Annotated in this window: 25 protein-coding genes and 1 tRNA gene; 14 read left to right on the forward strand and 12 right to left on the reverse strand. The window is 64.1% G+C overall.

What is annotated here, in order from left to right; all coding sequences use genetic code 11:
* Positions 1–2 precede the first annotated feature (2 nt).
* From ACWBU6_RS04280 to ACWBU6_RS04305, 6 genes are all read left to right on the forward strand, one after another.
* Complete coding sequence (locus ACWBU6_RS04280) at positions 3–689, forward strand: type 4a pilus biogenesis protein PilO (protein ID WP_452647604.1); 687 nt, start codon at positions 3–5, stop codon at positions 687–689.
* The gene (locus tag ACWBU6_RS04285) at positions 686–1,213 is read left to right on the forward strand and encodes a pilus assembly protein PilP (protein WP_452647605.1); all 528 of its coding nucleotides are present in this window, start codon (positions 686–688) and stop codon (positions 1,211–1,213) included. The genes ACWBU6_RS04280 and ACWBU6_RS04285 overlap by 4 nt, the downstream gene beginning before the upstream one ends.
* The gene (gene pilQ / locus ACWBU6_RS04290; protein ID WP_452647606.1) at positions 1,210–3,378 is read left to right on the forward strand and encodes a type IV pilus secretin PilQ; all 2,169 of its coding nucleotides are present in this window, start codon (positions 1,210–1,212) and stop codon (positions 3,376–3,378) included. The genes ACWBU6_RS04285 and pilQ overlap by 4 nt, the downstream gene beginning before the upstream one ends.
* Before the next feature lie 37 nt (positions 3,379–3,415).
* Positions 3,416–3,877, forward strand: a complete 462-nt coding sequence (locus ACWBU6_RS04295; RefSeq protein WP_452647607.1) for a hypothetical protein — start codon at positions 3,416–3,418, stop codon at positions 3,875–3,877.
* Positions 3,878–3,971: 94 nt separating this feature from the next.
* Positions 3,972–5,591 carry a bifunctional shikimate kinase/3-dehydroquinate synthase AroKB gene (gene aroKB / locus ACWBU6_RS04300; protein WP_452649526.1) on the forward strand — a complete coding sequence of 540 codons (1,620 nt, stop codon included), beginning with the start codon at positions 3,972–3,974 and terminating at the stop codon, positions 5,589–5,591.
* 1 nt (position 5,592) lies between these two features.
* Positions 5,593–6,723, forward strand: a complete 1,131-nt coding sequence (locus ACWBU6_RS04305; protein WP_452647608.1) for a deoxyguanosinetriphosphate triphosphohydrolase — start codon at positions 5,593–5,595, stop codon at positions 6,721–6,723.
* Between the two features lie 43 nt (positions 6,724–6,766).
* Here ACWBU6_RS04305 and mutY read toward each other — a convergent pair whose 3' ends face one another.
* Genes mutY through mutM form a run of 3 tightly spaced genes read right to left on the reverse strand, consistent with a single transcriptional unit; the run spans position 6,767 to position 10,664 of the window.
* Entirely contained in the window at positions 6,767–7,891 is a 1,125-nt protein-coding gene (gene mutY, locus ACWBU6_RS04310) for an A/G-specific adenine glycosylase (protein ID WP_452647609.1), read from the reverse strand.
* Positions 7,892–9,820 (reverse strand): dynamin family protein, encoded by a 1,929-nt coding sequence (locus ACWBU6_RS04315; RefSeq protein ID WP_452647610.1) that lies wholly within the window; start codon positions 9,818–9,820, stop codon positions 7,892–7,894.
* Between the two features lie 10 nt (positions 9,821–9,830).
* Entirely contained in the window at positions 9,831–10,664 is an 834-nt protein-coding gene (gene mutM, locus ACWBU6_RS04320; RefSeq protein ID WP_452647611.1) for a bifunctional DNA-formamidopyrimidine glycosylase/DNA-(apurinic or apyrimidinic site) lyase, read from the reverse strand.
* A gap of 63 nt (positions 10,665–10,727) precedes the next feature.
* On the opposite strand from mutM, the gene ACWBU6_RS04325 reads away from it, so the two are divergent.
* From ACWBU6_RS04325 to ACWBU6_RS04350, 6 genes are all read left to right on the forward strand, one after another.
* Positions 10,728–12,509: a tetratricopeptide repeat protein gene (locus ACWBU6_RS04325; protein ID WP_452647612.1), complete on the forward strand. Its 1,782-nt coding sequence runs from the start codon at positions 10,728–10,730 to the stop codon at positions 12,507–12,509.
* Complete coding sequence (locus ACWBU6_RS04330) at positions 12,509–13,102, forward strand: lipoprotein insertase outer membrane protein LolB (RefSeq protein WP_452647613.1); 594 nt, start codon at positions 12,509–12,511, stop codon at positions 13,100–13,102. Before ACWBU6_RS04325 ends, ACWBU6_RS04330 begins: the two co-directional genes overlap by 1 nt.
* Before the next feature lie 2 nt (positions 13,103–13,104).
* The gene (ispE, locus tag ACWBU6_RS04335) at positions 13,105–13,983 is read left to right on the forward strand and encodes a 4-(cytidine 5'-diphospho)-2-C-methyl-D-erythritol kinase (RefSeq protein WP_452647614.1); all 879 of its coding nucleotides are present in this window, start codon (positions 13,105–13,107) and stop codon (positions 13,981–13,983) included.
* Positions 13,984–14,060: 77 nt separating this feature from the next.
* A tRNA-Gln gene (locus ACWBU6_RS04340) sits at positions 14,061–14,137 on the forward strand.
* A gap of 109 nt (positions 14,138–14,246) precedes the next feature.
* Entirely contained in the window at positions 14,247–15,197 is a 951-nt protein-coding gene (locus tag ACWBU6_RS04345; protein WP_130315905.1) for a ribose-phosphate pyrophosphokinase, read from the forward strand.
* 111 nt (positions 15,198–15,308) lie between these two features.
* Positions 15,309–15,902, forward strand: a complete 594-nt coding sequence (locus tag ACWBU6_RS04350; RefSeq protein ID WP_452647615.1) for a 50S ribosomal protein L25/general stress protein Ctc — start codon at positions 15,309–15,311, stop codon at positions 15,900–15,902.
* Between the two features lie 50 nt (positions 15,903–15,952).
* On the opposite strand, the gene ACWBU6_RS04355 is transcribed toward ACWBU6_RS04350, so the two are convergent.
* The 5 genes from ACWBU6_RS04355 to ACWBU6_RS04375 are packed head-to-tail and all read right to left on the reverse strand — an operon-like array spanning position 15,953 to position 18,071.
* Positions 15,953–16,789 (reverse strand): N-acetylmuramoyl-L-alanine amidase-like domain-containing protein, encoded by an 837-nt coding sequence (locus ACWBU6_RS04355; protein ID WP_452647616.1) that lies wholly within the window; start codon positions 16,787–16,789, stop codon positions 15,953–15,955.
* On the reverse strand, positions 16,786–17,232 hold the full coding sequence (locus ACWBU6_RS04360; RefSeq protein WP_452647617.1) for a hypothetical protein: 447 nt from the start codon (positions 17,230–17,232) through the stop codon (positions 16,786–16,788). Before ACWBU6_RS04360 ends, ACWBU6_RS04355 begins: the two co-directional genes overlap by 4 nt.
* The gene (locus tag ACWBU6_RS04365) at positions 17,232–17,489 is read right to left on the reverse strand and encodes a hypothetical protein (protein WP_452647618.1); all 258 of its coding nucleotides are present in this window, start codon (positions 17,487–17,489) and stop codon (positions 17,232–17,234) included. Before ACWBU6_RS04365 ends, ACWBU6_RS04360 begins: the two co-directional genes overlap by 1 nt.
* Before the next feature lie 4 nt (positions 17,490–17,493).
* Positions 17,494–17,796, reverse strand: a complete 303-nt coding sequence (locus ACWBU6_RS04370) for an ArsR/SmtB family transcription factor (RefSeq protein ID WP_452647619.1) — start codon at positions 17,794–17,796, stop codon at positions 17,494–17,496.
* A gap of 5 nt (positions 17,797–17,801) precedes the next feature.
* Positions 17,802–18,071, reverse strand: coding sequence for a hypothetical protein (locus ACWBU6_RS04375; protein WP_452647620.1), 270 nt, complete (start codon positions 18,069–18,071; stop codon positions 17,802–17,804).
* Positions 18,072–18,279: 208 nt separating this feature from the next.
* Here ACWBU6_RS04375 and pth point away from each other — a divergent pair, with 208 nt between their 5' ends.
* A complete protein-coding gene (pth, locus tag ACWBU6_RS04380; protein WP_452647621.1) occupies positions 18,280–18,864 on the forward strand; it encodes an aminoacyl-tRNA hydrolase in 585 nt (194 codons plus the stop codon).
* Here the strand turns inward: pth and ACWBU6_RS04385 are convergent.
* The 3 genes from ACWBU6_RS04385 to ACWBU6_RS04395 all read right to left on the reverse strand — a co-directional run bounded on the left by ACWBU6_RS04385 (position 18,861) and on the right by ACWBU6_RS04395 (position 24,165).
* Positions 18,861–20,252 (reverse strand): DUF3999 family protein, encoded by a 1,392-nt coding sequence (locus ACWBU6_RS04385; protein WP_452647622.1) that lies wholly within the window; start codon positions 20,250–20,252, stop codon positions 18,861–18,863. The genes pth and ACWBU6_RS04385 overlap by 4 nt on opposite strands.
* Complete coding sequence (locus ACWBU6_RS04390) at positions 20,249–23,512, reverse strand: DUF2339 domain-containing protein (protein WP_452647623.1); 3,264 nt, start codon at positions 23,510–23,512, stop codon at positions 20,249–20,251. Before ACWBU6_RS04390 ends, ACWBU6_RS04385 begins: the two co-directional genes overlap by 4 nt.
* Before the next feature lie 113 nt (positions 23,513–23,625).
* On the reverse strand, positions 23,626–24,165 hold the full coding sequence (locus ACWBU6_RS04395; RefSeq protein WP_452647624.1) for a DinB family protein: 540 nt from the start codon (positions 24,163–24,165) through the stop codon (positions 23,626–23,628).
* 70 nt (positions 24,166–24,235) lie between these two features.
* Here ACWBU6_RS04395 and ychF point away from each other — a divergent pair, with 70 nt between their 5' ends.
* Positions 24,236–25,327, forward strand: coding sequence for a redox-regulated ATPase YchF (gene ychF / locus ACWBU6_RS04400; RefSeq protein ID WP_452647625.1), 1,092 nt, complete (start codon positions 24,236–24,238; stop codon positions 25,325–25,327).
* Here ychF and ACWBU6_RS04405 read toward each other — a convergent pair.
* Positions 25,324–25,809 (reverse strand): nuclear transport factor 2 family protein, encoded by a 486-nt coding sequence (locus ACWBU6_RS04405; protein WP_452647626.1) that lies wholly within the window; start codon positions 25,807–25,809, stop codon positions 25,324–25,326. The genes ychF and ACWBU6_RS04405 overlap by 4 nt on opposite strands.
* Between the last annotated feature and the right edge of the window lie 58 nt (positions 25,810–25,867).

The following is a 25,867-nucleotide window of genomic DNA, read 5'->3' on the forward strand; positions in this document are numbered from 1 at the left end:
CCATGGCAACTGATTTGAAACAATTAGATGAGGTGCTCAAGGGCCAGTTCCGGAACCTGAGCGGGGTGCATCCTGGCCTGTGGCCGATCCTGCCGCGCGTGCTGCTGGCGCTGGGCATGGCGGTGCTGGCGGTAGGGGCGGGCTATTTCCTGTACTGGCAGTCGCAGTACGAGGAACTGGAAGCCGGTGCGCAAAAGGAAGTCCAATTGCGCGACGAGTTCAAACAGAAGGTCGCCCAGGCGGTCAACCTGGAAGAGCTCAAGCGCCAGAAGGAAAAGGTCGACCAGTACGTGGTGCAGATGGAAAAGCAACTGCCGGGCAAGGCTGAAATGGCTGCACTGCTGTCGGACATTAACAATGCAGGAACTGGCCGCGGCCTGACCTTTGAGTTGTTCAAGCCGAACCGCGTCGACGTCAAGGATTACTACGCCGAACAGCCGATCGAACTGCGCGTCAACGGCAGCTACCACGACCTGGGTGCTTTTGCTGGCGACTTGGCGGGCATGGCACGTATCGTTACGCTCAACAATATTTCGCTGGATATCAAACCCAAGGAAGGCAAGGAATTGCCAGCCGGCACGTTACAACTGAATGCCACCGCAAAAACCTTCCGTTATCTCGATCCGGAGGAAGTGGCCGAGCAGCGCAGGGTAGCAAATGAGAAGAAAAAGGGAGATAAGAAGAAATGAAGAAGCTTACCCCCCTCGCCTTCGTCTTGCTGCTGAGCGCTTGCGGTGAGAGCGATGTGCAGCAGGTGCGTACCTGGATGAAGGAAGTCGAAAGCCAGACCCAGCCAACGGTGAAACCGCTGGCGGAGCCGAAGACTTTCTTCCCCTTTGCTTACGTAGCCGGTGACGTGCTGGATCCGTTCAATGCCAGCAAGCTGCTGACCGAACTGGCCAAGAGCCGCCCGGGCGGCGCCCAGGCGCCGGACCAGAACCGACGCAAGGAATTCCTCGAGAGCTTCCCGCTGGATGCCATGAAGATGGTCGGCACCATGGAAAAGAATAATGTGGTGAATGGCCTGGTGCAGATCGACCGCACCGTCTACCAGGTCAAGAAGGGACAGTACGTGGGACAGAATTATGGTTTGATCACCGCGGTCGCCGATGACGCGATCACGGTGCGTGAAATTGTTCAGGATGCGGCCGGCGACTGGGTCGAGCGCATGTCGAAGCTGGAACTGCAGGAAAGTAAGGAGAGCTCCAAATGATCGCCATCAGAACCCTGAAGCGCTTGTGCCGCCAGGCTGGCGTAATGCTGGCACTGGCCGGCAGCGCAGCCGTTGCGCAGGCCCAGCAAGGCAACGCGATCGAATCGATCACGGCCAATCAGCAGGGCAGCAATGTGATCGTGAAGATCGCAATGAAGGATACGCCGCAAAAGCTGCCAGTCGGCTTTGCCATTACCAACCCGGCCCGTATCGCGCTCGATTTCGGCCAGACTGCCAATGCCACCGGCAAGACCAGCCAGGACCTGAACATGGGTGACCTGGCCAGCGTCAACGTGGTGCAGGCCGGTGACCGCTCGCGCCTGGTGTTCAACCTGAAGCGCACGCTGAACTACGCCACCGCGCTGGACGGCAAGAACGTGATCCTGACCATCGACGCTTCCGGCGGCGTGGCGCAGGCAGTCGATGCCCGCGGCCTGCCCGTGGCAGCGGCCAAGCCGGCCGTGCCGGCGCCTGCCGGCAAGCAAGCGCTGCGCGATATCGACTTCCGCCGTGGTAACAACGGCGAAGGCCGCGTCGTCATCGACCTGCCGAACAACCAGGTCGCGGTCGACGTGCGCCAGACCCCGACCGGGGTGGTGGTGGACTTCCTCAAGACCACCCTGCCGGAAACCCTGCGCCGCCGCCTGGACGTGACCGATTTCGGCACCCCGGTCAACCGTATCACCACCGTGCCGCAAGGCGAGAACGTGCGCATGACCGTGGAAGCGCATGGCCTGTGGGAACAAAGCGTGTACCAGAGTGAAACCCAGCTGGTGGTGGACGTCAAGCCGATCAAGGAAGACCCGAACAAGCTGGTGCAGGGCACCCAGGGCTACCGCGGCGAAAAACTGTCGTTCAACTTCCAGAACGTGGAAGTGCGCGCAGCGCTGCAGGCGATTGCCGACATCTCCGGCCTGAACATCATCACCAGCGACAGCGTGCAGGGCAACCTGACCCTGCGCCTGAAGGAAGTGCCGTGGGACCAGGCGCTGGACGTGGTGCTGCAGGCCAAGGGCCTGGACATGCGCAAGAATGGCAGCGTGCTGTGGATCGCGCCCAAGGAAGAACTGCTGACCAAGGAAAAGCTGGAACTGGAGCAGAAAGCCCAGATCGCCGACCTGGAACCACTCAAGTCCGAGATCTTCCAGCTGAACTACCAGAAAGCGGAAGCGTTCAAGACCGTGTTTGGCATTGAAGGCAGCGGCGACTCCAAGAACCGCATCCTGTCCAAGCGCGGCAGCGCCATCATCGAGCCGCGTACCAACCAGCTGTTCGTGACCGATATCGCGTCCAAACTGGAAGAAGTGCGCAAGCTGATCCAGAAGACCGACGTCGCCACCAGGCAAGTGCTGATCGAGGCGCGCATCGTGGAAGCGTCCGACACCTTCACCCGTAACCTGGGTGCCAAGCTGGGCTTCGCCGACATGCGCGCCATCCGTGGCGGCGACGCCGGCTGGGGTATTGGCAACGGCAACAACCGCGTCGGCCTGAGCGGCAGCCAGACCGGCATGGGCCAGGCCCAGGGCGTGGTCAAGATCAACAACGGCATCGACGATTACGGCAATATGCAGTTCATCAACCTGCCGGCGGCATCGATCAACGGCGCCCAGGCCGGCAGCCTGGCGGTCAGCCTGTTCAACCAGGCCGCCAACCGCTTCCTGAACCTGGAACTGTCGGCCCTGGAAGCTGACGGCACCGGCAAGATCATTTCCAGCCCGCGCGTGGTGACCGCCGACAAGGCGCCGGCCGTGATCGAACAGGGCGTGGAACTGCCATACCAGGTGGCGACTTCGTCCGGCGCGACCTCGATTGTGTTCCGTAAGGCGAACCTGAAGCTGGACGTGGTGCCGCAGATTACCCCGGACGGCAATGTGGTGCTGGACGTCGATGTCAACAAGGACTCCGTGGGCCAGGAAACCCGTGCCGGTTTCGCGATCGATACCAAGCACGTGAAGACCCAGGTGATGGTGGAGAATGGCGGCACGGTAGTGCTGGGCGGTATCTACCAGCAGGTCGAGCGCAACACCACCAACAAGGTGCCGCTGCTGGGCGATGTACCGATCCTGGGCAACCTGTTCAAGCAGAATTCGCGTACCAACGACAAGACCGAACTGCTGGTCTTCATTACGCCGAAAATTGTTACCGACCGCCTCTCCGCGCGTTGAGACGAAACATTAGTGTCATCAGAATAAAGGAAAGAACATGGCAAACGTAGTATTCCGAAAACTGTCCGGCTTGCTTGGCGCGCTGGCTTGTGCCGGCCTGCTGGCAGCTTGCGGCGGCGGCGGCGGCAATCCGGGCACCAGCACCACCGACCCTGACCCGCTGACGCCCAAAGCAGCCAGCGTGGTGGTGAGTTCCAGCTCCAACACCATTGCCGCCTCCGGCGTCGATGGCACCGAAGTGACGATTACCGCGATCGTCAAGGACAGCGGCAACCAGGCTGTGCCTGGCGCAACCGTGCTGTTCAAGACCACCGCCGGCACCATCAGCAACAGCGGCGCAGTCACCGACAGCACCGGCACCGTCAGCGAAAAGCTGAGCGTGAAAGGCGTGACCGTGAACGGCGTTCCGCAGCCGGTTAACCTGGAAATCAAGATCTCGGCCGGCGTCAAAGGGGTCGAAAACGTGACCTCCAACACCATCACCGTCACGACGAAATAAGCAGAGACCAGTGCAGCGCCTGCCCGGCGGCAGGCTGCTGCTGCGCAATTTGCGCTATCATGCGTGAATGCAAAATGTTTACTTAGTTGGATTGATGGGGGCGGGCAAGACGACCATTGGTCGCCAGCTCGCCCGCAAGCTGGGCTTGCGGTTCGTCGATTCCGATCATGAAATCGAAAGCCGCACCGGCGCCTCGATCCCCTGGATTTTCGAGATCGAAGGCGAGCCTGCCTTTCGCCGGCGCGAAGCGGAAGTGATCCGCGAGCTGACCTGCCAGCAGGGCATCGTGCTGGCCACCGGCGGCGGCGCCATTCTCAACGAAGCCAGCCGCACCCTGCTGCAGGAACGCGGCACCGTCATCTACCTGCGCGCGTCGATCAATTCGATCCTGGCCCGTACCGCGCACGACAAGAACCGGCCCCTGCTGCAAACGGCCGACCCCCGCAAGAAACTCGAAGAATTGCTGGCACAGCGCGAGCCGCTGTACATGGACATGGCCGACCTGGTCATCGACACCGGCCGCCCCAACGTACAATCGATGGTGCAGAACATCATCAACCAGCTCGACGCGCTGGCCTGCCAGGCCGCGCCCAACTGCGTGACCAAGGCACAACCCGCCATGAATGAACAGACCAATATCCTGCTCAACGTCGACCTGGCCGAGCGCAGCTACCCGATCGCCATCGGCCCGGCCCTGCTGGAGGACGCCAGCCTGCTGGCCAGGTACGTGGGCGGCAAGAAGGTCGCCATCGTTTCCAACGACACGGTGGCGCCGCTGTACATGGAGCGCGTGCGCGCGCCGCTGGCCGCTGCCGGCAAGGAGGTGATCGAAGTGGTGCTGCCTGACGGTGAAGAGCACAAGCACTGGGAATCGCTGATGAAGGTGTTCGATGCGCTGCTGGCCAATAAGGCCGACCGCAAGACCACCCTGGTGGCGCTGGGCGGCGGCGTGATCGGCGACATGACCGGCTACGCGGCGGCTTCCTACATGCGCGGCGTCGATTTCGTGCAGGTGCCGACCACCCTGCTGTCCCAGGTCGACTCCTCGGTGGGCGGCAAGACCGGCATCAACCACCCGCTGGGCAAGAACATGATCGGCGCCTTCTACCAGCCCAAGGCGGTGATTGCCGACACCACGACGCTGGAAACGCTGCCGGTGCGCGAACTGTCGGCCGGCCTGGCGGAAGTGATCAAGTACGGCTGCATCATCGACGTGCCGTTCTTCGAATGGATCGAGGCGAACATGGGCCTGCTGATGGCGCGCGACAAGGGCGCGCTGGCCTATGCCATCGCCCGCTCCTGCGAAATCAAGGCCGACGTGGTGCGCCAGGACGAACGCGAGGGCGGCCTGCGCGCCATCCTCAATTTCGGCCACACTTTCGGCCACGCCATCGAGGCCGGCATGGGCTATGGCGCATGGCTGCACGGCGAAGCGGTCGGCTGCGGCATGGTGATGGCGGCCGATCTGTCGCAGCGCCTGGGCTTCATCGACCAGGCCACGGTGGAACGCATCCGCGACCTGGTGGCCGCTGCCGGCCTGCCGATCGCGGCGCCGGACCTGGGTGCCGGGCGCTGGCTGGAGCTGATGGAAGTGGACAAGAAAAACGAGGGCGGCGCGATCAAGTTCATCCTGCTCGATCCGCTGGGCAAGGCGCGCATCACGACGGCGCCGCAAGAGCTGCTGCTGCAAACCCTGGCCGCCTGCACGGAGTAATATGGAAGAGACGCTGGCGCCCTACGCAGCACACTCCGACAAGGGGCGCGGCCGCCGCTTCCCGGAAACGCCGCACGCCTCGCGCTCGCAGTTCCAGCGCGACCGCGACCGCATCATCCATTCGACCGCTTTCCGCCGGCTTGAATACAAGACCCAGGTTTTCCTCAACCACGAAGGAGACCTGTTCCGCACCCGCCTGACGCACAGCCTGGAAGTGGCCCAGATCGGCCGCTCGCTGGCGCGCAACCTGCGCCTGAACGAAGACCTGGTGGAAGCCATCGCCCTGGCGCATGACCTGGGCCACACCCCGTTCGGCCACGTGGGGCAGGACGTGCTGCACGAATGCATGAAGGAGCACGGCGGCTTCGAGCACAACCTGCAAAGCCTGCGCGTGGTCGACCTGCTGGAAGAACAGTACGGCGCCTTCGATGGCCTGAACCTGATGTTCGAAACGCGCGAGGGCATCCTGAAGCACTGCTCGGTCAACAATGCCCGCCTGCTGGGCGACGTGGCGCAGCGCTTTCTCGACAAGACCCAGCCCTCGCTGGAAGCGCAGCTGACCAACCTGGCCGACGAAATCGCCTACAACAGCCACGATATCGACGACGGCCTGCGTTCCGGCCTGATCTCCATCGCGCAGCTGGAGGAAGTGGCGTTCTTCGGCCGCCTGTGGCGCGAGGTGCAGGCCGCCCACCCCGGACTGGCCGGCCGCCGCGCCATTTACGAAACCCTGCGCCGCCTGATCACCGCCCTGGCCGACAACCTGATCGCCACGTCGCAGGAGCGCATCGCCGCGCACCAGCCGCAAAGCCTGGATGAGGTGCGCGCCGCGCCGCCGCTGATCCGCTTCTCCGACCAGATGCGCAAGGATGCCACGGAACTCAAACGCTTCCTGCACGAGAACCTGTACCGCCACTACAAGGTGAACCGCATGCGCCTCAAGGCCAGCCGCATGGTGCGCGAGCTGTACCAGGCCTTCTCCGCCGACCCTTCGCTGCTGCCGCCCGACTACCGCACGGCACGCGGCGACACCACCGCACAGGCGCGCCGCATTGCCGACTACATTGCCGGCATGACCGACCGCTACGCCATCGCCGAACATCGACGCATCTATTCGCTGGAGAACCTCTGACCTTCCGCAAGCCCCGTTAGCGTTCGGGCTTGTTTGAGCGTGCTCAGAACATGCGTGCCTGGCTGCGTTCGCCGAGCAGATCGAGCAGCAGCTTCTTGACGGGGGCCGGCAGGGCGGCGCCAGGGATGGCGGCGGCGTCCAGCCAGCTGTAGCGGCCTTCGCCGGCCAGCGCCGCGCGCGCCGACAGCGTGACCAGCAGCGGGTGGATGTGCAGCTTATAGTGGGTGAAGATGTGCACGACCGGCAGCAGGCGCTCGAGCGACTCCATCGTGCCGAAGGGCTGCACGGCGGCAGCCACCGCAGCATCCGCCGCGGCAGCGGCGCCGCCACCGGCTGCACGGCCGGCAGATGGCAGCGCCGTGTGCCCCGCCAGCTCGGGCAGGGACAGCAGGCCGCCCCAGATGCCCGTCGCCGCACGCTGCTCGACCAGCACCTGGCCGCGGTCGACCAGCAGCAGCATGTGCGCCGACTTTTCCGGCGTCGCCTTCTTCGGCTTGCGTACCGGCAGTTCCGCCGTGCGTCCGGTGGCGTAAGCCACGCAGCGCGCCTGCATCGGGCAGCGTTCGCAAGACGGGCTGCTGCGCGTGCACAACGTTGCCCCCATGTCCATCAGGCCCTGGGTGTAAGCCTCGATGTCTTCCGCGGGCGCCAGCGCTTCCGCGCGGGCCCACATCGCTTCTTCGGTCTTGCGTTCGCCGGGAAAGGTATCGATGCCGAAGACGCGAGCGAACACGCGCTTCACATTGCCGTCCATGATGGCGGCGCGCCGGCCGGCGGAGAATGCCGCAATGGCGGCCGCCGTGGAGCGGCCGATGCCGGGCAGCTCGGCCAGCAAGGCCGGGTCGGCAGGGAACACGCCGCCATATTCGGCCACCACGCGTTGCGCGCATTTGTGCAGGTTGCGCGCGCGGCTGTAGTAACCCAGGCCGGCCCACTGCGCCATCACGTCTTCAACGGGAGCGGCAGCCAGCGCAGCGAGGGTGGGGAAGCGTTCCAGGAAGCGCGCGTAATATGCCAGCACCGCCGACACCTGCGTCTGCTGCAGCATGATCTCGGACAGCCACACCAGGTAGGCATCGCGGGTGTTCTGCCACGGCAGGTCGTGGCGGCCATGTTGCTTCTGCCACGCAATCAGCGCGGCAGAAAAGCTCGGGTCTTCGTACTGCAATTACGCCGCTGCCTCCAGCACGACATGCTCGGCCGAAATGGCGTCGCTGATCGCCGCAGCCAGCGCGGCCAGCTTGGCCTTCTGCGCTTCCAGCTCGGCCTGGGTGGTTTCGAAGGCTTCGATCTTCTGCTCCAGCGTATCGGTCGCATCGTGGATGCGCGCGATCGATTGCTGGCGGTGCTTCAACTGCTCCTTGTGCTGGCGGATCTGCGCTTCCAGCGGCGCCATGATCACCTTCAGCCAGGCATCGGTATCGGCATTGGCCGCCTTGAAGCAGCGCTTGACTGCCGACGCCACGGAATCGAAGAAGCGCTCCATCAGCACCACGCGCGAGGTGGTCAGCATGACCGCGGTGCCGAACTGCTTCTCGTAGATGCCGTGCGCTTCGTTGATCTCATCGCGGTACTTGGCCAGCGAGAAGGCCATCGGCATCGGCAAGGTCAGGCCGTGCTCTGCCGAGAACTTCTTGTACATGGTTTCCATCATGCTGCGGATCTCTTCGATCTTGCGCTCCGATTCATCCAGGTTGTCATGGATGCTGTCGAAATAGACCTTGATCGCATCGCGCAGGCCGGTGGTGAAGCGGCTGTTCTGCATTTCCGCGCGCGCCTTGATCAGGTTGTCGCGCAGGATACCCATGCCCAGGCTGGAATACAGTTCGGTGGACAGGCGGGTGAACACGGCGCGCGTGGCCTGCAGCTTGAACAGGCTTTCGTCGAATTCCTTCTTCTCGGCCTCGACCCGGCGCGCCATGTGGGCGATCACCGACTGGTTCTTGCCGCGCAAGCCTTTCAGCTCGTGCAGTTGCTCGACGATGCCGCGCGTGCGGGCCGACAGCGCCGCGTACTGGGCGCCGCTCAGCGCCGCCAGCTCGTCGCCCAGGCGGCGCCGGATGATGTCCTTGCGCGCCGGGATCAGCTCGTTGAACAGGGCGCTCTCGAGCTGCTTCATGCGGCTCTTGTGCACCAGTTCATGGTCGCCGGTGATCTTGCCCAGCAGCGCCTTTTGCGCCGAGACCGGAAACACCTGGCGCGCGTCGAGGCCCAGCATATGGGCCGCGTGCTCGCGCTGGCGCGCGATGGCCGCTTCGATTTCCTCCTCGGTGCGCAAGGGGTCCCACATGGAGTCGATCTTGTTGAGCACCACCATGCGCCCGGCGCCATTGCCGATGTGGGTGCGCCACACTTCGATATCGCTCTTGGTGACGCCGGTATCGGCGGCCAGGATGAACAGTACCGCATGGGCATGCGGGATCATGTTCAGCGTCAGTTCCGGTTCGGTACCGATGGCGTTCAAGCCCGGCGTATCGAGGATCACCAGGCCCTGCTTCAGCAGCGGGTGCGGGAAATTGATGATGGCGTGGCGCCACTGCGAAATTTCGACCAGGCCGTTATTGTCCAGCGTGGCACCCATGTCGGGATCGTTCTCGTCGTACAGGCCATAGCGCTTGGCTTCTTCCACCGGCACATGGCGGGTCAGGCTGACCTGCTTGAACACTTCCTGCATCTGCTCCGGCGCATCGAGCTGCAGCGGCAGCACGGTCCAGGCGTGCGGCTCATCGCGGTAGTCGCTGGTCGACAGGTTCTCGGCCCGCGTCTCGATCGGCAGCAGGCGGATGCAGGCAGGGTAGGCCGGGTCGTACATCAGCTCGGTCGGGCACATGGTGGTGCGGCCGGCCGCGGACGGCAGGATGCGCTGGCCGAAATCGGCAAAGAAGATCGAGTTGATCAGTTCAGATTTGCCGCGCGAAAACTCCGCCACAAAGGCCACCGACAGCTTGTCGTCGGCCAGTTTGGACAGCGTTTGCGCCAGGCGCTGCTCGGTCGCGGCATCGGACAGGTCGGCCTGCACGACCCAGTCCCGGTAGTTTGCGACGGCGCCCATGACGCCTTGGCGCCATTGGCTGTATTGTTCCAGGTCCCTTACCATTCTGCTCTCGTTATTTCTGGCAATTTACACAATAAAAAGTTGATCTTTGGCCCTGCTTGATCTGGCGCACAGGCGCACCGCACAAGCGGCAGGGCACACCAGCACGATCATAGACGAAATATGTCTGTTGGAAATACCCCGATTGCCCATTTACACCGATAAAATCGCGCAAAGTGCTGCCTCCTTGCACAATTGCCTCGGCCAGCACGTCGCGGATGGCCTGTGCCAGGCGGTCATAACGCGCGGCACTGATGCGGTTGGCGGCGGTTTTCGGGTTGATCCCGGCACGGAACAGGCTTTCAGAGCAGTAGATATTGCCGACGCCGACCACGATGTCGCCGGCCATCAGCACCTGCTTGATGGCGGCGCTGCGGGTGCGCGTCTGCTCGAACAGCAGCCGGCCGGTAAATGCCGGGCCCAGCGGTTCCACGCCCAGGCCGCGCAGCAGCAGATGCCCGTCCAGGTCACCCTCTGCCACCGGGTGCCACAGCACGGCGCCAAAGCGGCGCGGGTCGGTCAGGCGCAGCACATGGCGGCCATCGGCGCCTTCCACCGTCATGTCGAAATGATCATGTTTTTCCGGCGGGATACCGGTAGGCAGCACGCGCAGATGGCCGCTCATGCCCAGGTGGACGATCAGCGTGCCATGCTCGAATTGCAGCAGCAGGTACTTGCCGCGGCGGCCGGTCGCCAGGATGCGGCGCCCGGCCAGCAGCGCCGGCAGGTCGTCCGGGAAGGGCCAGCGCAAGCCGTCGCGGCGCAGCACGACGTCGCGCACGATACGGCCTTCGATATGGGGAGCGACGCCGCGCCGGGTGACTTCTACTTCTGGTAATTCAGGCATGAGGGTGGTTTCTTGCAGGTTGGCGTAGAATCAAGTCTTGAGCCCGATTTGCAGGATCTTCCTTTGAAAAACGCATTCGCCATTGTAACCCTGTCGGCCCTGGTGTCCGCCTGTGCAGTCGTGCCGCCGGAACAGGCGGCGCCCGGGCCGGCGGCGCCCTCCGTCGTACCGCCGGCGGCAGCTGCCGCTGCCCTTGCCAAGGCCGCGCCGCCCGGCGAAACGCTGCCCAATATCGAGCTGACCAGCGACTTGTTCTACAAGCTGACCAAGGCCGAGCTCGATTTCAAGCGCGGCCAGTGGCAAAGCGCTTATGTGACGATGATGGCGCTGGCGCAGCAGACGCGCGACCCGCGCCTGGCGCGCCGCGCTTCCGAAATGGCACTGTCGGCCAAGCAGGGCAATGAGGCGCTGGCGGCGATCCGCCTGTGGCGCGAACTGGCGCCCGAGTCCGACGAGGCGGCCCAGTATTTCCTGGGCTTTGCCGTGCTGGGCGACGACCTGAAGGAGGCCGAAGCGTTGTTCGCGCAGCGGCTGCAAGCGGCGGCGCCGAATGGCCGCCCCTTGCTGATGTTCCAGATGCAGCAGTTCCTGCTGCGCGCCAAAGACAAGGCTGCCGCCTTGGCGCTGATGGAGCGCGTGCTGCAACCCTACCTGCATACGCAGGAAGCCCACCTGGTGCTGGCGCAGGGCGCCCACGCCGCCAATGAGGCCGAACGCGCCCGTGCCGAGGCCAAAAAAGCCGTGGAGATCAAGCCCGACTCCGAACTGGCCACGCTGACCATGGCGCAAATGCTGGGCGAGCTTGATGGCGCGCAGAAACTGTTCGCCGACTTCCTGCAGAAATATCCGGCGGCGCGCGAAGTGCGTTCGGCCTATGCCCGCCTGCTGGTGGAGCAGAAGCAGTACGACCAGGCGCGCGAGCAATTCCTGCTGCTGCTGAAAGAGCAGCCGGACAACCCGGGCACCTTGTACGCGCTGGGCGTGATTTCGCTGCAGGGCCAGGACAGCAAGGCGGCCGAAGGCTACTTCAAGCGCTATGTGGCAGTGCTGGAAGCACAGCCCGACCCGGAGCGCGACCCGAACAAGGCATTGATGCTGCTGGCCCAGATCGCCGAAGAAAAGGGCGACCTCGACGGCGCGCTGGCATGGCTGGACAAGATCGACGGCGACGATGCGCGCAGTGCCCTGGCGGCCCGCCTGAAGCGCGCCCACATCACGGCACGCAAAGGCGACGTCGACGGCGCACGCGCCCAGTTGAAGGACATCACCCCGGCTGACCAGGCCGAGCAAGTGCAGATCCTGCAGACCGAAGGCCAGCTGCTGCGCGACGCCGGCCGCGCGCTGGAGGCTTTCAAAACCCTGCAGGATGGCGTGCTGCGCTTCCCCAACAGCCCGGACCTGATGTACGACTACGCGCTGGCCGCCGAAAAGCTGGGCAAGGTGGAGGCGATGGAAACGGCGCTGCGCAAGGTGATCGAATCGGTGCCGGACAACCACCACGCCTACAATGCGCTGGGCTACTCGCTGGCCGACCGCAATGTGCGGCTGGACGAAGCCTATGAGCTGATCGACAAGGCGCTGAAGATGGCGCCGGGCGACCCCTACATCATGGACAGCATGGGCTGGGTCCTGTTCCGCATGGGCAAACTGAAGGAAGCCGAGCAATCGCTGCGCCAGGCTTACGCCTTGCGCGGCGACGCGGAAATCGCCGTGCACCTGGGCGAAGTGCTGTGGAAGCAGGGCGATAAGGCCGGCGCCGCCAAGCTGTGGCGCGAGGCGCGCGACAAGGATCCGAAAAACGACGCGCTGCGCAGCACGCTGGCGCGCCTCAACGCTGGAATTTAATGAGCTTCAAGACACTCGCCGCCATCGCCGGCGCGGCCGCCATCCTGTGCGGCTGCGCCAGCAGGCCGTCCGCGCCGCCCTCCGCCGCCACGGTCGCGCCTTTTGCCGACAAGCTGGCATTGTCGGGCCGCCTGAACGTGCGCTACCTCAAAAACGGCAGCCAGGAATCGACCACCGTCAAATTCGACTGGCAGCAGGACGCGCACAGCACGGATGTCGCGCTGTTCGATCCCTTTGGCACCAAGGTCGCCACGATCCATGTCACGCCGCAGGGCGCCACGCTGCGCGAAGGCGGCAACAAAGCGCCACTGACCGCACCCAGTGTCGACGCGCTGAGCGCCCGCGCGCTGGGCTGGGCCCTGCCGGTGGCCGGCCTGCGCGGCTGGCTGCAAGGCCATGCCACCGCGGCCGATGGCAAGCCGTGGTCGGCCAGTCCCGCCCATAGCGAAGTGACGACACGCGAAGGCTGGCGCCTGCACTACACCGATTGGCAGCCGGACAGCTCGCCGCCGCGCCCCAAGCTCATCAATGCAGAACATCCGGGCGGTGGCGAGGTACAGCAAATGGCCCTGCGTATCGTGATTTCCGACTGACCATGAAAAGCCTGTTGAATTGCCCGGCCCCGGCCAAGCTGAACCTTTTCCTGCATGTGAATGGCCGCCGCGCCGACGGCTACCATCTGCTGCAGTCGGTATTCCAGATCATCGATCGCAGCGACACCCTGCATTTCTCGCTGCGCGGCGATGCCGAACTGCACCGCAGCAACGAGATCCCCGGCGTTCCCGCCGAGCAGGACCTGGTGATCCGCGCCGCCCGCATCCTGCAGCGGGACGTGCTGCGCCGCACCGGCGCACTGCCGCCCGGCGTCAATATCACCATCGACAAGATCCTGCCCATGGGCGGCGGCCTGGGCGGCGGCTCGTCCGATGCCGCCACCACGTTCATGGCGCTGAACAAGCTGTGGGGCGCGGGCCTGAAGCGCGAAGAGCTGATGGCGCTGGCCCTGCCGCTGGGCGCCGACGTGCCTTTCTTCATCTTTGGCCAGACCGGCTTTGCCGAGGGCGTGGGCGAAGCGTTGCGGCCGGTCGATGCGCCGGATTGCTGGTATGTGGTGATCGAGCCCGGCGTGGCTTGCCCGACCGCGCAAATTTTTACCTCCGAGCATTTGACAAGGGATACGCCGCCCGTTAAGATGTCGGACTTTTCCAGCTACCACGCAAATCGCCAAGATCTGCGCCAGTTTGGAAAGAACGATTTGCAACAGGTGGCGTGCCGCTTATTCCCGCAAGTAGCAGAAGCGGTAGAATGGCTGGGCGCTTACGGCGATGCCAGGATGACTGGCTCCGGAGCTTGTGTGTTCGTCGCAATCCAAAGCGAGGAACAGGCCGATGCGGTGCTTGCGAAAGTGCCAGCCGCCTGGACCGGATGGAAAGCGAAGGCGCTGAAACAGCATCCGATCATCGAAAAGTTGTGAATCGTAAAAAGATTTGGTTTTTCGTAAAATAGGCTATATAATGTCGGCCTACTGACGAAAGACAGTCAGTTAAGAGTAGGGGAATCGCCAAGCTGGTTAAGGCACCGGATTTTGATTCCGGCATACCAAGGTTCGAATCCTTGTTCCCCTGCCACCGTTTTCCCTGGGTCTGTCGAGGCAGCAGTCTCCAGCCAGGGTTAAGACAAAAGCTCCTGCGGTGCAGGAGTGCCTCAAGAATTCAACACTACCTCTCGGGACTCCCAATGGCTTACGAAAACCTGATGGTTTTTACCGGCAACGCTAATCCAGCCTTAGCAGAAGGGGTCGCAAAAAATCTCGGCATCCCACTCGGCAAAGCAGTCGTTTCGAAGTTCTCGGACGGCGAAGTCATGGTCGAAATCAACGAAAACGTCCGCGGTAAAGACGTGTTCGTGCTGCAATCGACCTGCGCACCGACCAACGACAACCTGATGGAACTGATCCTGATGGTCGATGCCCTGAAACGTGCGTCCGCTGGCCGTATCACTGCTGCAATTCCTTACTTTGGCTATGCGCGCCAGGATCGCCGCCCGCGTTCCGCCCGTGTCGCCATTTCGGCCAAAGTGGTTGCCAATATGCTGGAAGAAGCCGGCGTCGAGCGCGTCCTGATCATGGACTTGCACGCTGACCAGATCCAGGGCTTCTTCGATATCCCGGTTGACAATATTTACGCTTCGCCAATCCTGCTGGGCGACCTGCAGAAGAAGGCCGAGCAAGACCTGCTGGTCGTCTCGCCTGACGTCGGCGGCGTGGTGCGTGCCCGTGCGCTGGCCAAGCGCCTCGGCTGCGACCTGGCCATCATCGACAAGCGCCGTCCAAAAGCCAACGTGTCCGAAGTGATGAACATCATCGGCGACGTGGAAGGCCGCAACTGCGTGATCATGGACGATATGGTCGACACCGCAGGCACCCTGGTCAAGGCGGCCGAAGTGCTGAAAGAGCGCGGCGCCAAGAAAGTAACCGCTTACTGCACGCACCCGGTGCTGTCCGGTCCGGCCATCGAACGCATCTCCGGCTCTTCGCTAGACGAGCTGGTGGTGACCGACACCATCCCGCTGTCCGAAGCTGCCAAGGCATGCGGCAAGATCCGCCAACTGACCTGCGCTCCGCTGCTGGCCGAGACCTTCAAGCGCATCATCAAGGGCGATTCGGTTATTTCCCTGTTCGTCGACTAAGAATTTGCCGGCTGCGGCGCACGCCGCAGCCGGTTTGTTGAAGTGCCCTGGTCGCGGGGCACTTCGTTTATCGACAAGGCGCGAGCCTTGTTTTATTTTTTGGAGTATTCCATGAAAGTTGTAGCATTCAAACGTGATCTGCAAGGTACGGGTGCGAGCCGCCGCCTGCGCAATTCCGGCCAGACCCCTGGCATCATCTACGGTGGCACCGAAGCCCCTGTGACCATCGCCCTGGACCACAACGCCCTGTTCCACGCGCTGAAAAAAGAAGCTTTCCACTCGTCCATCCTGGACATGGAAATCGACGGCAAAGTGGAAAAAGTGCTGCTGCGCGACTTCCAGATGCACGCGTTCAAGCAACTGGTTCTGCACGCTGACTTCCAGCGCGTTGACGCCAACAAGCCACTGCACGTGAAAGTGGCCCTGCACTTCGAAAACGCTGACGTGTCCCCAGCTGTCAAGCTGCACTCCGCAACCATCAGCCACGTGGCCAACGAGATCGAAATCTCCTGCCTGCCAGCTGACCTGCCAGAGTTCCTGACCGTTGACCTGTCGAAGATGGATGTCGGCCAGTCGATCCACGCTTCCGAACTGAAGCTGCCAAAAGGCGTGACCATCGTGACCCACGGTGCCGATGCCACCATCGCTACCGCATCCGTGCCAGCTGGCGCTGTTGCTGCTGAAGCCGCTGCTGCCAAAGAGTAATCCTCTTTCGCATCGCATGAAGAACCCCGCTTTGGCGGGGTTTTTTATTTTCAGCTTCCCGGGCGTGGCTGCGCTGCGGCAGGCAGCACCTCAATTCCCTCGTTCAGCCGCATGAACTTGAAGCCCGCCAGGCCGTTCCCGGCCCTTGCCCGGGTGCGGGCGATGAAGGATGCGAAGGATTCCTCGCGCACTTCCGGTTCTGCCGAATGCAGGAAACGGCGCGTTCCCTGCGCATCGAGCACCACCAGCCCCACATGGGTCACCATATGCTGGCCCTTGCGGACGGACACCACTTCCACCATATCGCCTTCGTCCAGGGTAGCGAATTCCTGCAATGCGCGGTCCAGCGGCAGGTAGGCTTGCTCCGTGTCCTGCACCGGGATGTCGCGCTGCACGTGGTGCTGAGTCAGTAGAAACCGGGCACGGTCGACCCGCATCGTATAGCGCGCGCCGGCGCTGGCATCGGAGAGCAGCCAGCGGTTGTTGATGTTCCAGTCCACTTCCATGTAGTGGTTGCGGCTGGCCACGCCGATTACGCCATCCTTGTAGCGGATGCGCTGCAGCGTCCAGAAGAATTCTTCCCACGAAGCGCTGAGCGCCATGGCATAGGTATGCTCGGCGAACACCAGGCAGTCGCTGGCGGACAGGCTGTACATCGGCAGCGTGTCATGCAGCTCATAGGGAAATTCGCCCAGCAGGTTCAGCTTGTAAGGCTGGCCGATATTGCGGCGGCCGATGGCGGCGATGCGCTTGCGCAGGTCGGGTTCGGCATGCCGCATGTCGGCGATAAAGGCGCCGGCTTCCTGCGGCGACATCTGGTAGATCTGTTTCGGTCCCGCCGCCGCGGTGAGCGCGGCGGCCAGTGCTACGCTGGCAAGCAAGCTCATACTCGGGCTGCTTTGGCGCCGGATGGCCAGGTGAAGTACGACCTTGCGATATAACCCCAGGGGACGGCAATGATTGCCAGCACGACCCCGAGGAAAGCGTAGGTCGTGCTTTCCGCCGGCGAGCCCACCAGCTCGCCGCGCGACCACAGCGGGTAGGCGACGATCACCAGCCACATCACCTTGTAGAGGATCTCGAGCAGGATGATCGGCAGCATTTTCACCGGCCGCAGCAGGCCCAGACCGGCCAGCGTGGCAAAGGCGGTCCATACGGTCCAGGCCACCGCCTCGTTCGGCGCCCATTGGCCCTGGTGGGTCAGGATCTCGGTCCAGGTGGTTTTTCCCAGCATGAAGAACATCAGCCCATACAGCAGGCGCAGCAAATAGATGTTGATGCGCATGACGCCTTCATGCCGCGGATCGCGCTGCCACAGGCGGGCCAGCATCAGCCCACCTCTTTCAGCATGGTTTCCACTTCGGCCAGGCGGCCGTTCATATTGGCCAGCGTGGCTTGCATGGCCGCCAGGGCGGCGGCATGTTCCGCCTGGGCGGCGGCGGCGCGGGCAGCCAGCTCGCGGTAAGCCTCGGCGCTGGCGGCTTCGGCGCCGGCCTGGTGCGCAGCGGACCAGTATTTCATGCCAAAGACGACCAGTACGGTGGCCAGCGGCAGGCCCAGGGTCAGCAGGTAAATGTGCTCGGACATACAGTTATTCCTCTTCCGGGTTGAGATGTTTGGCGGCTTCAACGATCGCTGCGGGATCCAGCGTCAGGCAGAAATCGGCCACTTCGAAGTAATTCAGGGCCTTGCCGTCGCTGGATAATTCGTGCTTGCTGGTGACGAGGCCAGCAGTCTCCAGCTTGGCAAGGTGCAGGTGCAGCAGCGGGCGGCTGATGCCTACGTCGCGCGCCAGTTGGCTGACGTAGTTGCGGCCGTCCGTTTTCAAGGCAGCGATGATGCGCAGGCGGTGCGGATTGGCGAGCGCTTCGAGCACTGGCAGCAGCTTTTGCATGCCGCTCACTTCAGCAGCAGGCGGCAGTTGGCGCTGACCGATTCGGTCGCCATCGCGCCCTTTTCGCCGCGCGCCGCTTGCATGCATTGTGCGAAGGCTTCTTCTTTGGTTTTTGGCCGTTCGCATTGTTCGGCCAGCAAGGTGTTCTGGGCGATCAGCAGCCTGTTTTGCTCGATCAGCTGGTCGATGCGCTCCTTGTCCGTCATTGGCGGCTCGGCGGCCAAGGCCGGCGCGGCCAGGCTGGCGGCAAGCAGCAGGGTAGTCAGGTAGTTCATGGCACGTCCTTTCTGTTTTAGGTTGAAGACACGTGTCATAAATATCTTACATGTGTATCCTGTTGTCAAGTGGTCTAAGCAGAAATCTCGCTGTAGCACGGCGGGGGCGCGGTCAATGGCTGTCCCAGCGCGATACCTGAAATGCTGGCAGCGCGCCAGCCCAATAGTTCCGTATAATCTGCGGTTTTGCACTCGCAACCGCAAGACCATGCCCATCCGCCTGATCGTTGGCCTCGGCAATCCCGGCGCCGATTACGAACAAACCCGCCACAATGCCGGCTTCTGGCTGGTGGACAATCTGGCCGACTCGCTGCCCAATGCCCGCTTGCAGCGTGAATCGGGCTTCAATGCGCTGGTGGCCAAGACCATCATCGGCGGCAACCAGCTCTGGCTGCTGGAACCGCAAACCTATATGAACCGCTCCGGCCAGTCGGTCGGCGCCATTGCGCGCTTCTACAAGATCCAGCCGGACGAAGTGCTGGTGGTGCACGATGAACTGGACCTGCCGCCCGGCGCGGCCAAGCTGAAGAAGGGCGGCTCGTCGGGCGGCCATAACGGCCTGAAGGACATCACCGCCGCACTGGGCACCCAGGACTACTGGCGCCTGCGCATCGGTATCGGCCACCCGCGCACCCTGAACCTGAACCAGCCGGTGGCCGACTTCGTACTGCATCGCCCGCGCCGTGAAGAGCAGTTGCTGATCGACGAAGCGATCGAAAAAGCCCTGCGCATCATCCCGACTGCCGTCGCCGGCGACTTCACCAAGGCGACGATGGAACTGCACACCAACTAAGTGCTGCTGGCGCCCGCCTGCCGCAGCAGGCGCCATACCATCCCCGCCACCGCAGCCACGCCCAGCAGCAGTACGCCCCACAGGATCAGGAGGCGATTGCGGGCGGCGCTGTGGTCGGCGCTCGCGCGCTTGGCGGCGTTGGCCAGCGCCTCAACCTGCTCTTGCGCGGCGCCCGCCCTCGCACGCTCCAGCGTACCTAATTCGGCCGGCGTAAAGCCGGGCGCCACCTCGGTGATATCGCGCGCTGCCGGCGCGGCCTTGTCGCGCCCGACCGCCAGCGTGTACGGCGGCGTGCCGCCCGCCACGAAGACCAGCGTGGCCGGCTCCCAGCTGATGCGCAGCGCCGGCTTGACTGGCGGCGGTTGGTCGAAACGCAGCACCCAGCGATCGCCGAGCCAGGGCGGGACTGCAATGTCGCCCGACAGGCGCGTTTTGCCATCCTGTTCCAGGCGATAAAAGGTGGTGCGCACGGCGGGCTCGAAGCGGAACTGGCCCGTGCGGCGCACCTCGACGTAGCTGCCCAGCATGGCGGGCAGCACCATATTGCCGCTGTCGACTTGCAGGCCGATGCTCCGTGGCGTGACGCCAGCCGGTTTGCTGTATTGCAGGTCGCGCGGGTCGCGGCCCGGTTGCGCTGGCAACAGCAGCGATTCGGCCGGGACCGCCGCCACCCTGTGCACGGGCACTTGTGCGCTGATGGCGGCAAACGGGACCGGCTCGCCGCTGCGCCAGCTCAGGCGGGCGTAGCGCATCGAGCGTGCCGGGAACTCCAGCCTGTCGTTGGCCAGGGTTTCGTCGCTGGCATTGGCGAGCCAGCTCAACTCCGCCACGCCAATGGCATCCCAATGCTTCAGGTCGTCGCTGGCCTCCAGCCAGACCTGGCCGGTATAGGTCGTGCGGCCGGGCGGCAGCGTGAAGTGCAGGGCGTCTACCTGCGGCGGCGCTTGCGAACCTTCCTGCCGCAAGTCGAGCACCAGCCCGGCCAGGCGCTCCTGCGCATGGCCGGGCGCCGCGCTGCCTTGCTGCGCAGGCAGGCGCACGGACAGCACGCGGCCGTCGGTTGCCGTGCTGACCTCCAGCCCCGCCAGCGGGGCATCGGCGCGTTCCGCCAGCAGCGGAAAAATGCGCACCGGCAGGGCGCGATGGGTGGTGCTGGCGGCGGCGTCCGGCTGGCGCAGTGCAAAGGGCTGCGGCGTGCCGTGCGCATCGAATACGCGCAAGTCGCTGAGCGAGGCCGAGCGCGCTTTCAGGTAGGCGTCGCGTGGCAGCTGCAGCTGGACCACGCCTGGCTTGCCGCTGACCGAGAGCGGGATCACGTGGGTGTAATCCTGCGGCAAGTCGCTTGCCGCAGCGGTGGCGGCAGCCGCCGCCAGGAGCAGCGCGTTCATGCGGCTTCCTTTTCAGTTTGCCCGCCGCTTGCGGACGGGTAAGGGGCGAGGTAGCCGATGCCCACCATCAGCGCGCCAACGCCGAGGAAGGACACGATGCGTTCTACACCGCCGACATTGGACAGGTCGACCAGGAACAGCTTGGCCACCACGACGCCAAGCAGCACAGCGCCGGCGATCCACAGCTTGCGCTCGTGCTTGCGCGTTGCGAAGCGCATCAGCAGCAGCGCAGTCACGCTCCACACCAGCGACAGCATGGCTTGCACGAATTGCGATGCAAACAGAGCATCGAACTGGTAGGGCACGCCGACGTAATGCGACACGGTGCGCAGCAGTGCCAGGTTGAACCAGGCATATGCGGCCAGGGCTGCGCCGGCAAACAGCTGCGGGCGGTATGGCGAGAGCTTGTCCTGCAATAGGCGGTAGCCGGCAACCGACAGCAGCAATGCAAAGATGCTGGTCAGGTCCAGCGGGTTGGCCAGCGGGACATAGGGCAGGGGCGCCATCGCACCGTCCTGCGTCAGGTTCCAGACCGCCACCAGCAAGATCGACCAGCCGCAGCCCAGCGGCAACAGCACATCGCGGTACCAGGCAGCGACCGGTGTCACCGGCCAGGCATCGGCACGCACCCGGCGCATCACCCAGGCCAGGCCGCCCATCATCAGCCAGGCCGGCAGGAAGTTGGCCCAGGCCGGATCGGCGCCACTGCCTTCCAGGCCGCGCGAAATCCAGTAGGCGCCCACCGGCCAGATCATCAGCCACGGACCGGTGCTGCGCAAGGTGTGCAGGAGCACCAGTGGTGTTTCGCCCAGCGTGGCGCCGCGCATCAGCCATTCGGACAACAGCCACAGTGCGGCATAGGCGAACCATACTTCGCCGGCGGGCACGGTAATGCTGCTATACAGTGCGCCAAGCATGCCGAGCGTGGTGATGCCGAACAGCAGCCATGCCGGCAGCACCGCGGCACGCAATGCCGGCCAGGACAGGCGTTGCGCCAGCTTGACGAACAACGGCGTCGTGGCGACGATCACCAGGTTGTAGGCGCTGGCACGCAATGGGCTGTGCGGTTCGAAGTTGCCGGTAGTGGCGATTTCGTAATGGGCCAGCAGCCAGTTGGCGACAGTGGGCACGATCACCAGCAGCCACCAGACGCCGGAATACGCCAGCACCGCATTTGACCAGGCCGCCGGATATTGCGAACCGTGGCGTTTCATCGTCCACGCGCTGAACACGGCGCCGGCCAGCAGCATGACGCTGCCGAGGAACGGCGTGGCGAACAAGTCGGTCGAAACCGGTGCGACATGCCAGTTCAGGGCCAGCAGGACAGCCAGCACCAGGCCGGCCAGCAGTTGCGCCGCCATGGCCAGGCCGCGCGCCAGCGGCCATGCCAGGCGGCGCCCGATCAGGGCCATCACGACTGCAGCGCCGAGTGCACTGGCAACCAGCAGGTTGGCTTGCAGCTTGCCGCTGGTGCGCAGGATGACTTCGGTCCAGGCGCCGCCGACCAGCCAGATGGCGGCGCCGGCGAGGAACAGCGCGCCCAGCAACTGCAGGCCGCCCAGCCCCTCTTCGCTGGAATGGCTGCGGAAGCGCATGGCCATGATGCAGGCGCTGACCGCCAGCAACAGGAAGCCCAGCCACAGGTTGGAGTTCATTGCCGCCTCCTGGTCCAGGCCGGACACGGAGCCGATGAAGCTGACCCACGCACCCAGTTGCACCAGCAGGCCGAAGCCCCAGGCCAGCGGCTGGCGCTGGCGCAGGCCGATCCAGACGATGCCGGCGCCTTCCAGTGCCCACGCGGCGGAAGTCCAGCGGCCATCGAGCGCCATCGGAATGGCAAGCGTGCCGAACACCACGGCAAGGGCGGTGAACGCATCCACCAGCAAGCCGTAGGTGGCCCGGCGGCGCGCCAGCGCGACCGCCAGCACGGCATAGAACAGGCCGAGCACGAGGGCGGAGTAGGCCATGCCGAATTCAAAGCCTTTTACCAGGCTGAATTGCAGGCTGGCCGCCAGCATCGGGGTGCCGAATACCAGGGTGCCGTCCACATAGCTTTTCAGCTTGGGCGCTTCCAGGTGGGCGTAGGCGACGGCGATACCGACGTAGTACAGGAAGAACAGCGCGAGGAAGCCTTGCACCGACAGGTAGAACTGCGGCTCATAGCGCAGCACGCCCCAGGCGGTGCCGATGGTAAAGGTGAACGCAAAACCAAGCAGGTTCAGGACGCGCCAGGAGCGCTTGAGGGCGATGGCCAGGATACCGGCGTTGAGCAGGGCGTAGTAGCTGAACAGGGCGACGTGGCTGCCCTGGCCGGTGGAGGTCATGATCGGCGCGGCGAAGCCGCCGGTGATGCCGAAGATGGCCAGCCATTGGGCGTTCTGCAGCACGGCCAGGAGACAGGTGCCGAGTGTCAGCAGGAACAGCATGGCGAAGGCCAGGCCGCCGGGGATCAGGTGGTAAATGCGGAAGGCGCCGAACACCACCAGCATCAGCACGGCCATGCAGGTGCCCTGCAGCGGCAGGCTGACGCCCCGGTTGCCGGTGCGGATGCGCCAGGCCCAGGCCAGCGCGGCCAGGTCGGCGAGCACGATGCCGGCCAGGCGCAGTTCGATCGGCACCGTGACACGGGCGGCCGCGTATTTCAGCAGGAAGCTGACACCGATGAAGAGAATGAGCAGGCCGATTTTCGCCACCAGGTTGCCCTCGAACAGCCAGTTGCGGGCGGCGGTAACCCAGGCTGGCGGTTCGCGCGGCGGCAGGCTAGGCCGTGGTGCCGGGCGCGCGGGCGCGGCGTCGTCGCGGGCGGCGTCCTTGGCGGCAGCCCAAGCCAGGTCGGCCGCCTCGCTGGTCTTGGCGGGGGCTTCAGGGCGTTGCGCGACAGCGGGCCCGGCCGGCTCGGCAGGCGTTGCCGCGGCCGCTGGCTGGAGTGCAGGTTCAGGCGAGGTTGCCGGCCCAGGTGCCGGTGCTGGCGGCACCGGCTGCGGTGGAGAAATTGCCGTACGCGCCGCCAGCGGTTCACGCTCGGCCGGTGCGGCCGCTGTGGCCGCTGTGGCGGAAGGCGACGGTGCGGCTGGCGGTTCGGGTGCGCCAGCCGCGGGCTGGCTGGCGGCGCTGCGCCGGAAACCGGCGAGCGTGGCCTCCAGTGCAGCAAAGTCGCGCTGCAACTGGAGGGCATGCTGGCGTGCCTGGCGCGCATCGCGGCGGGCCAGCCAGGCCCAGCGCGATACCACCGCCAGCACGATAAACCAAAGCAAATCCATGGATGCTCCCTATATTGTTCTAATGGCATTGTTTTCCATCGGTAACAATATTGCAAGCACTAGTGATACCCGTATCGCCGTTTGCCCACAGGCGTATCAGCAACTGATCCTGCTCAACGTTCCGCCTCCGGTATCAGTAGCAGCAGGTCGGTCACGCCCACGTCCACGCCCGCCTGCGACAGCAAGGTCGTCGCCTGGCCACGATGATGCGTCTGGTGGTTGAAGAAATGCAGCAGCAACAGTCCGAGCTGACGGTTATTGGCTGCGCCATTCAGGCGGCGGTAGGTGATGACGGCATCCAGGTCGGCCTCGGCCAGGCCGGCGCTCCAGCCCAGGATCAGGCGGTCGAGCCAGGCGCGCCGCTCGCGCAGCGCGGAAAAGGAGTCGAACAGCGGCTGGTCCAACGCGGCCGGCGCCGGCAGCGCCGCCACAGGCGCCAGCGCCGCGGCAAAGCGCGGATGGCTGGCGATGCGCTGCAGCCAGATGGTGTCTCCCACCGCGACATGGTTGAGGGTCGCCAGCAGCGAACCAAAGAAGGCCCCGCGCTCCGCCGCCAGCGCTTCCGCCGGCAGGCTGGCCGCCGCCTCGTACAGCTTGTTGTTCATCCATTCGTTGTAACGGGCCAGCAGGGCGATATGGGCGGTTCCGGGCATGTTCTGGGGTACAATCTCGGTCTATTTGCGGAAAATTCCGTAGCAGAACAATATCATTTAAAGGTTTTTCATGAGTCTCAAATGCGGCATCGTCGGCCTGCCAAACGTCGGCAAGTCCACCCTTTTCAATGCACTGACCAAGGCCGGTATCGCGGCCGAGAACTACCCGTTCTGCACCATCGAGCCGAACGTCGGCGTGGTGGAAGTGCCTGATCCGCGCCTGAAGCAGCTGGCTGAAATCGTCAAGCCGGAACGCATTCTTCCTGCCATCGTGGAGTTCGTCGACATCGCCGGCCTGGTGGCCGGCGCTTCCAAGGGGGAAGGCCTGGGCAACCAGTTCCTGTCCCACATCCGCGAAACCGACGCGATCGTCAACGTGGTGCGCTGCTTTGAAGACGACAATGTGGTGCACGTGGCCGGCCGCGTATCGCCGCTGGACGACATCGAAGTGATCCAGACCGAGCTGGCGCTGGCCGACCTGTCGACCGTGGAAAAAACCATCGCGCGCGAGCAGAAGAAAGCCCGCTCCGGCGACAAGGATTCGGCCAAGCTGGTCGCCCTGCTGGAAACCCTGGTGCCGCACCTGAACGAAGCCAAGCCGGTGCGCGCCATGGGCCTGGGCGCCGAAGACATGGCCCTGATCAAGCCACTGTGCCTGATCACGGCCAAGCCAGCCATGTACGTGGCCAATGTGTCCGACAGCGGCTTCACCAACAACCCGCTGCTGGACCAGCTGACCAAGTACGCTGAAGCCCAGAACGCGCCAATCGTGGCCATCTGCGCCGCCATTGAAGCGGAAATCGCCGAACTGGACGACGCCGACAAGGAAGCCTTCCTGGCCGACATGGGCATGGCCGAACCGGGCCTGGACCGCCTGATCCGCGCCGGCTTCAAACTGCTCGGCCTGCAAACCTACTTCACCGCCGGCGTGAAGGAAGTGCGCGCCTGGACCATCCACGTGGGCGACACCGCGCCGCAAGCGGCTGGCGTGATCCACACCGACTTCGAACGCGGCTTCATCCGCGCCCAGACCATCGCCTTCGATGACTACATCGCGTACAAGGGCGAAACCGGCGCCAAGGAAGCGGGCAAGATGCGCGCCGAAGGCAAGGAGTACGTGGTCAAGGATGGCGACGTGCTGAACTTCCTGTTCAACGTCTAAGGCTGTTTTGCTTCGTGCTCGCGGATGGCTTTGGTGAAGCTGTCCATGAGCGGATTGGGCACTGCCAGCGACAGCTGGTAGTGTTCGATCTTGAATCCCTTGCCGGTATTGACCAGCACTCCGCTGGCCTGGCAAGTCCCCATCTGCGTGTTGAGCTGCTCGTCGAACCACACGTATTTCTTATCCGGCGAGAAGTAGATATTGCGCTTTTGCGCGGTAAAGCTCCAGGCCTTCTTGCGGTCCCAGAAGCGCTTGGCCCAGGCTTTGAATTCCTTGTAGCTCCACACTTCGCTCTTGTCGGTACCGATGAAGACGGCGTCCGGCGTGAACTTGTCCCAGTAGTCGGGCCGGGTATTGGCCGCGTCGTCGTGCCAGCTGTCGACAAAGGCGTTGACCTGCTGGCGGAATTCGGTGTCCGGGCCGGCCGCCAGGGCGTTGTGCATCATGAGGGCGGTGGCGGCGGCGATCAGCAGGCGTTTCATTCGGTTGTCTCCCGGGTCAATGTTGGTGAAATAGTATAATCGCCGGATTGTGCACAGC

The sequence above is a fragment of the Pseudoduganella sp. HUAS MS19 genome (assembly GCF_053615455.1).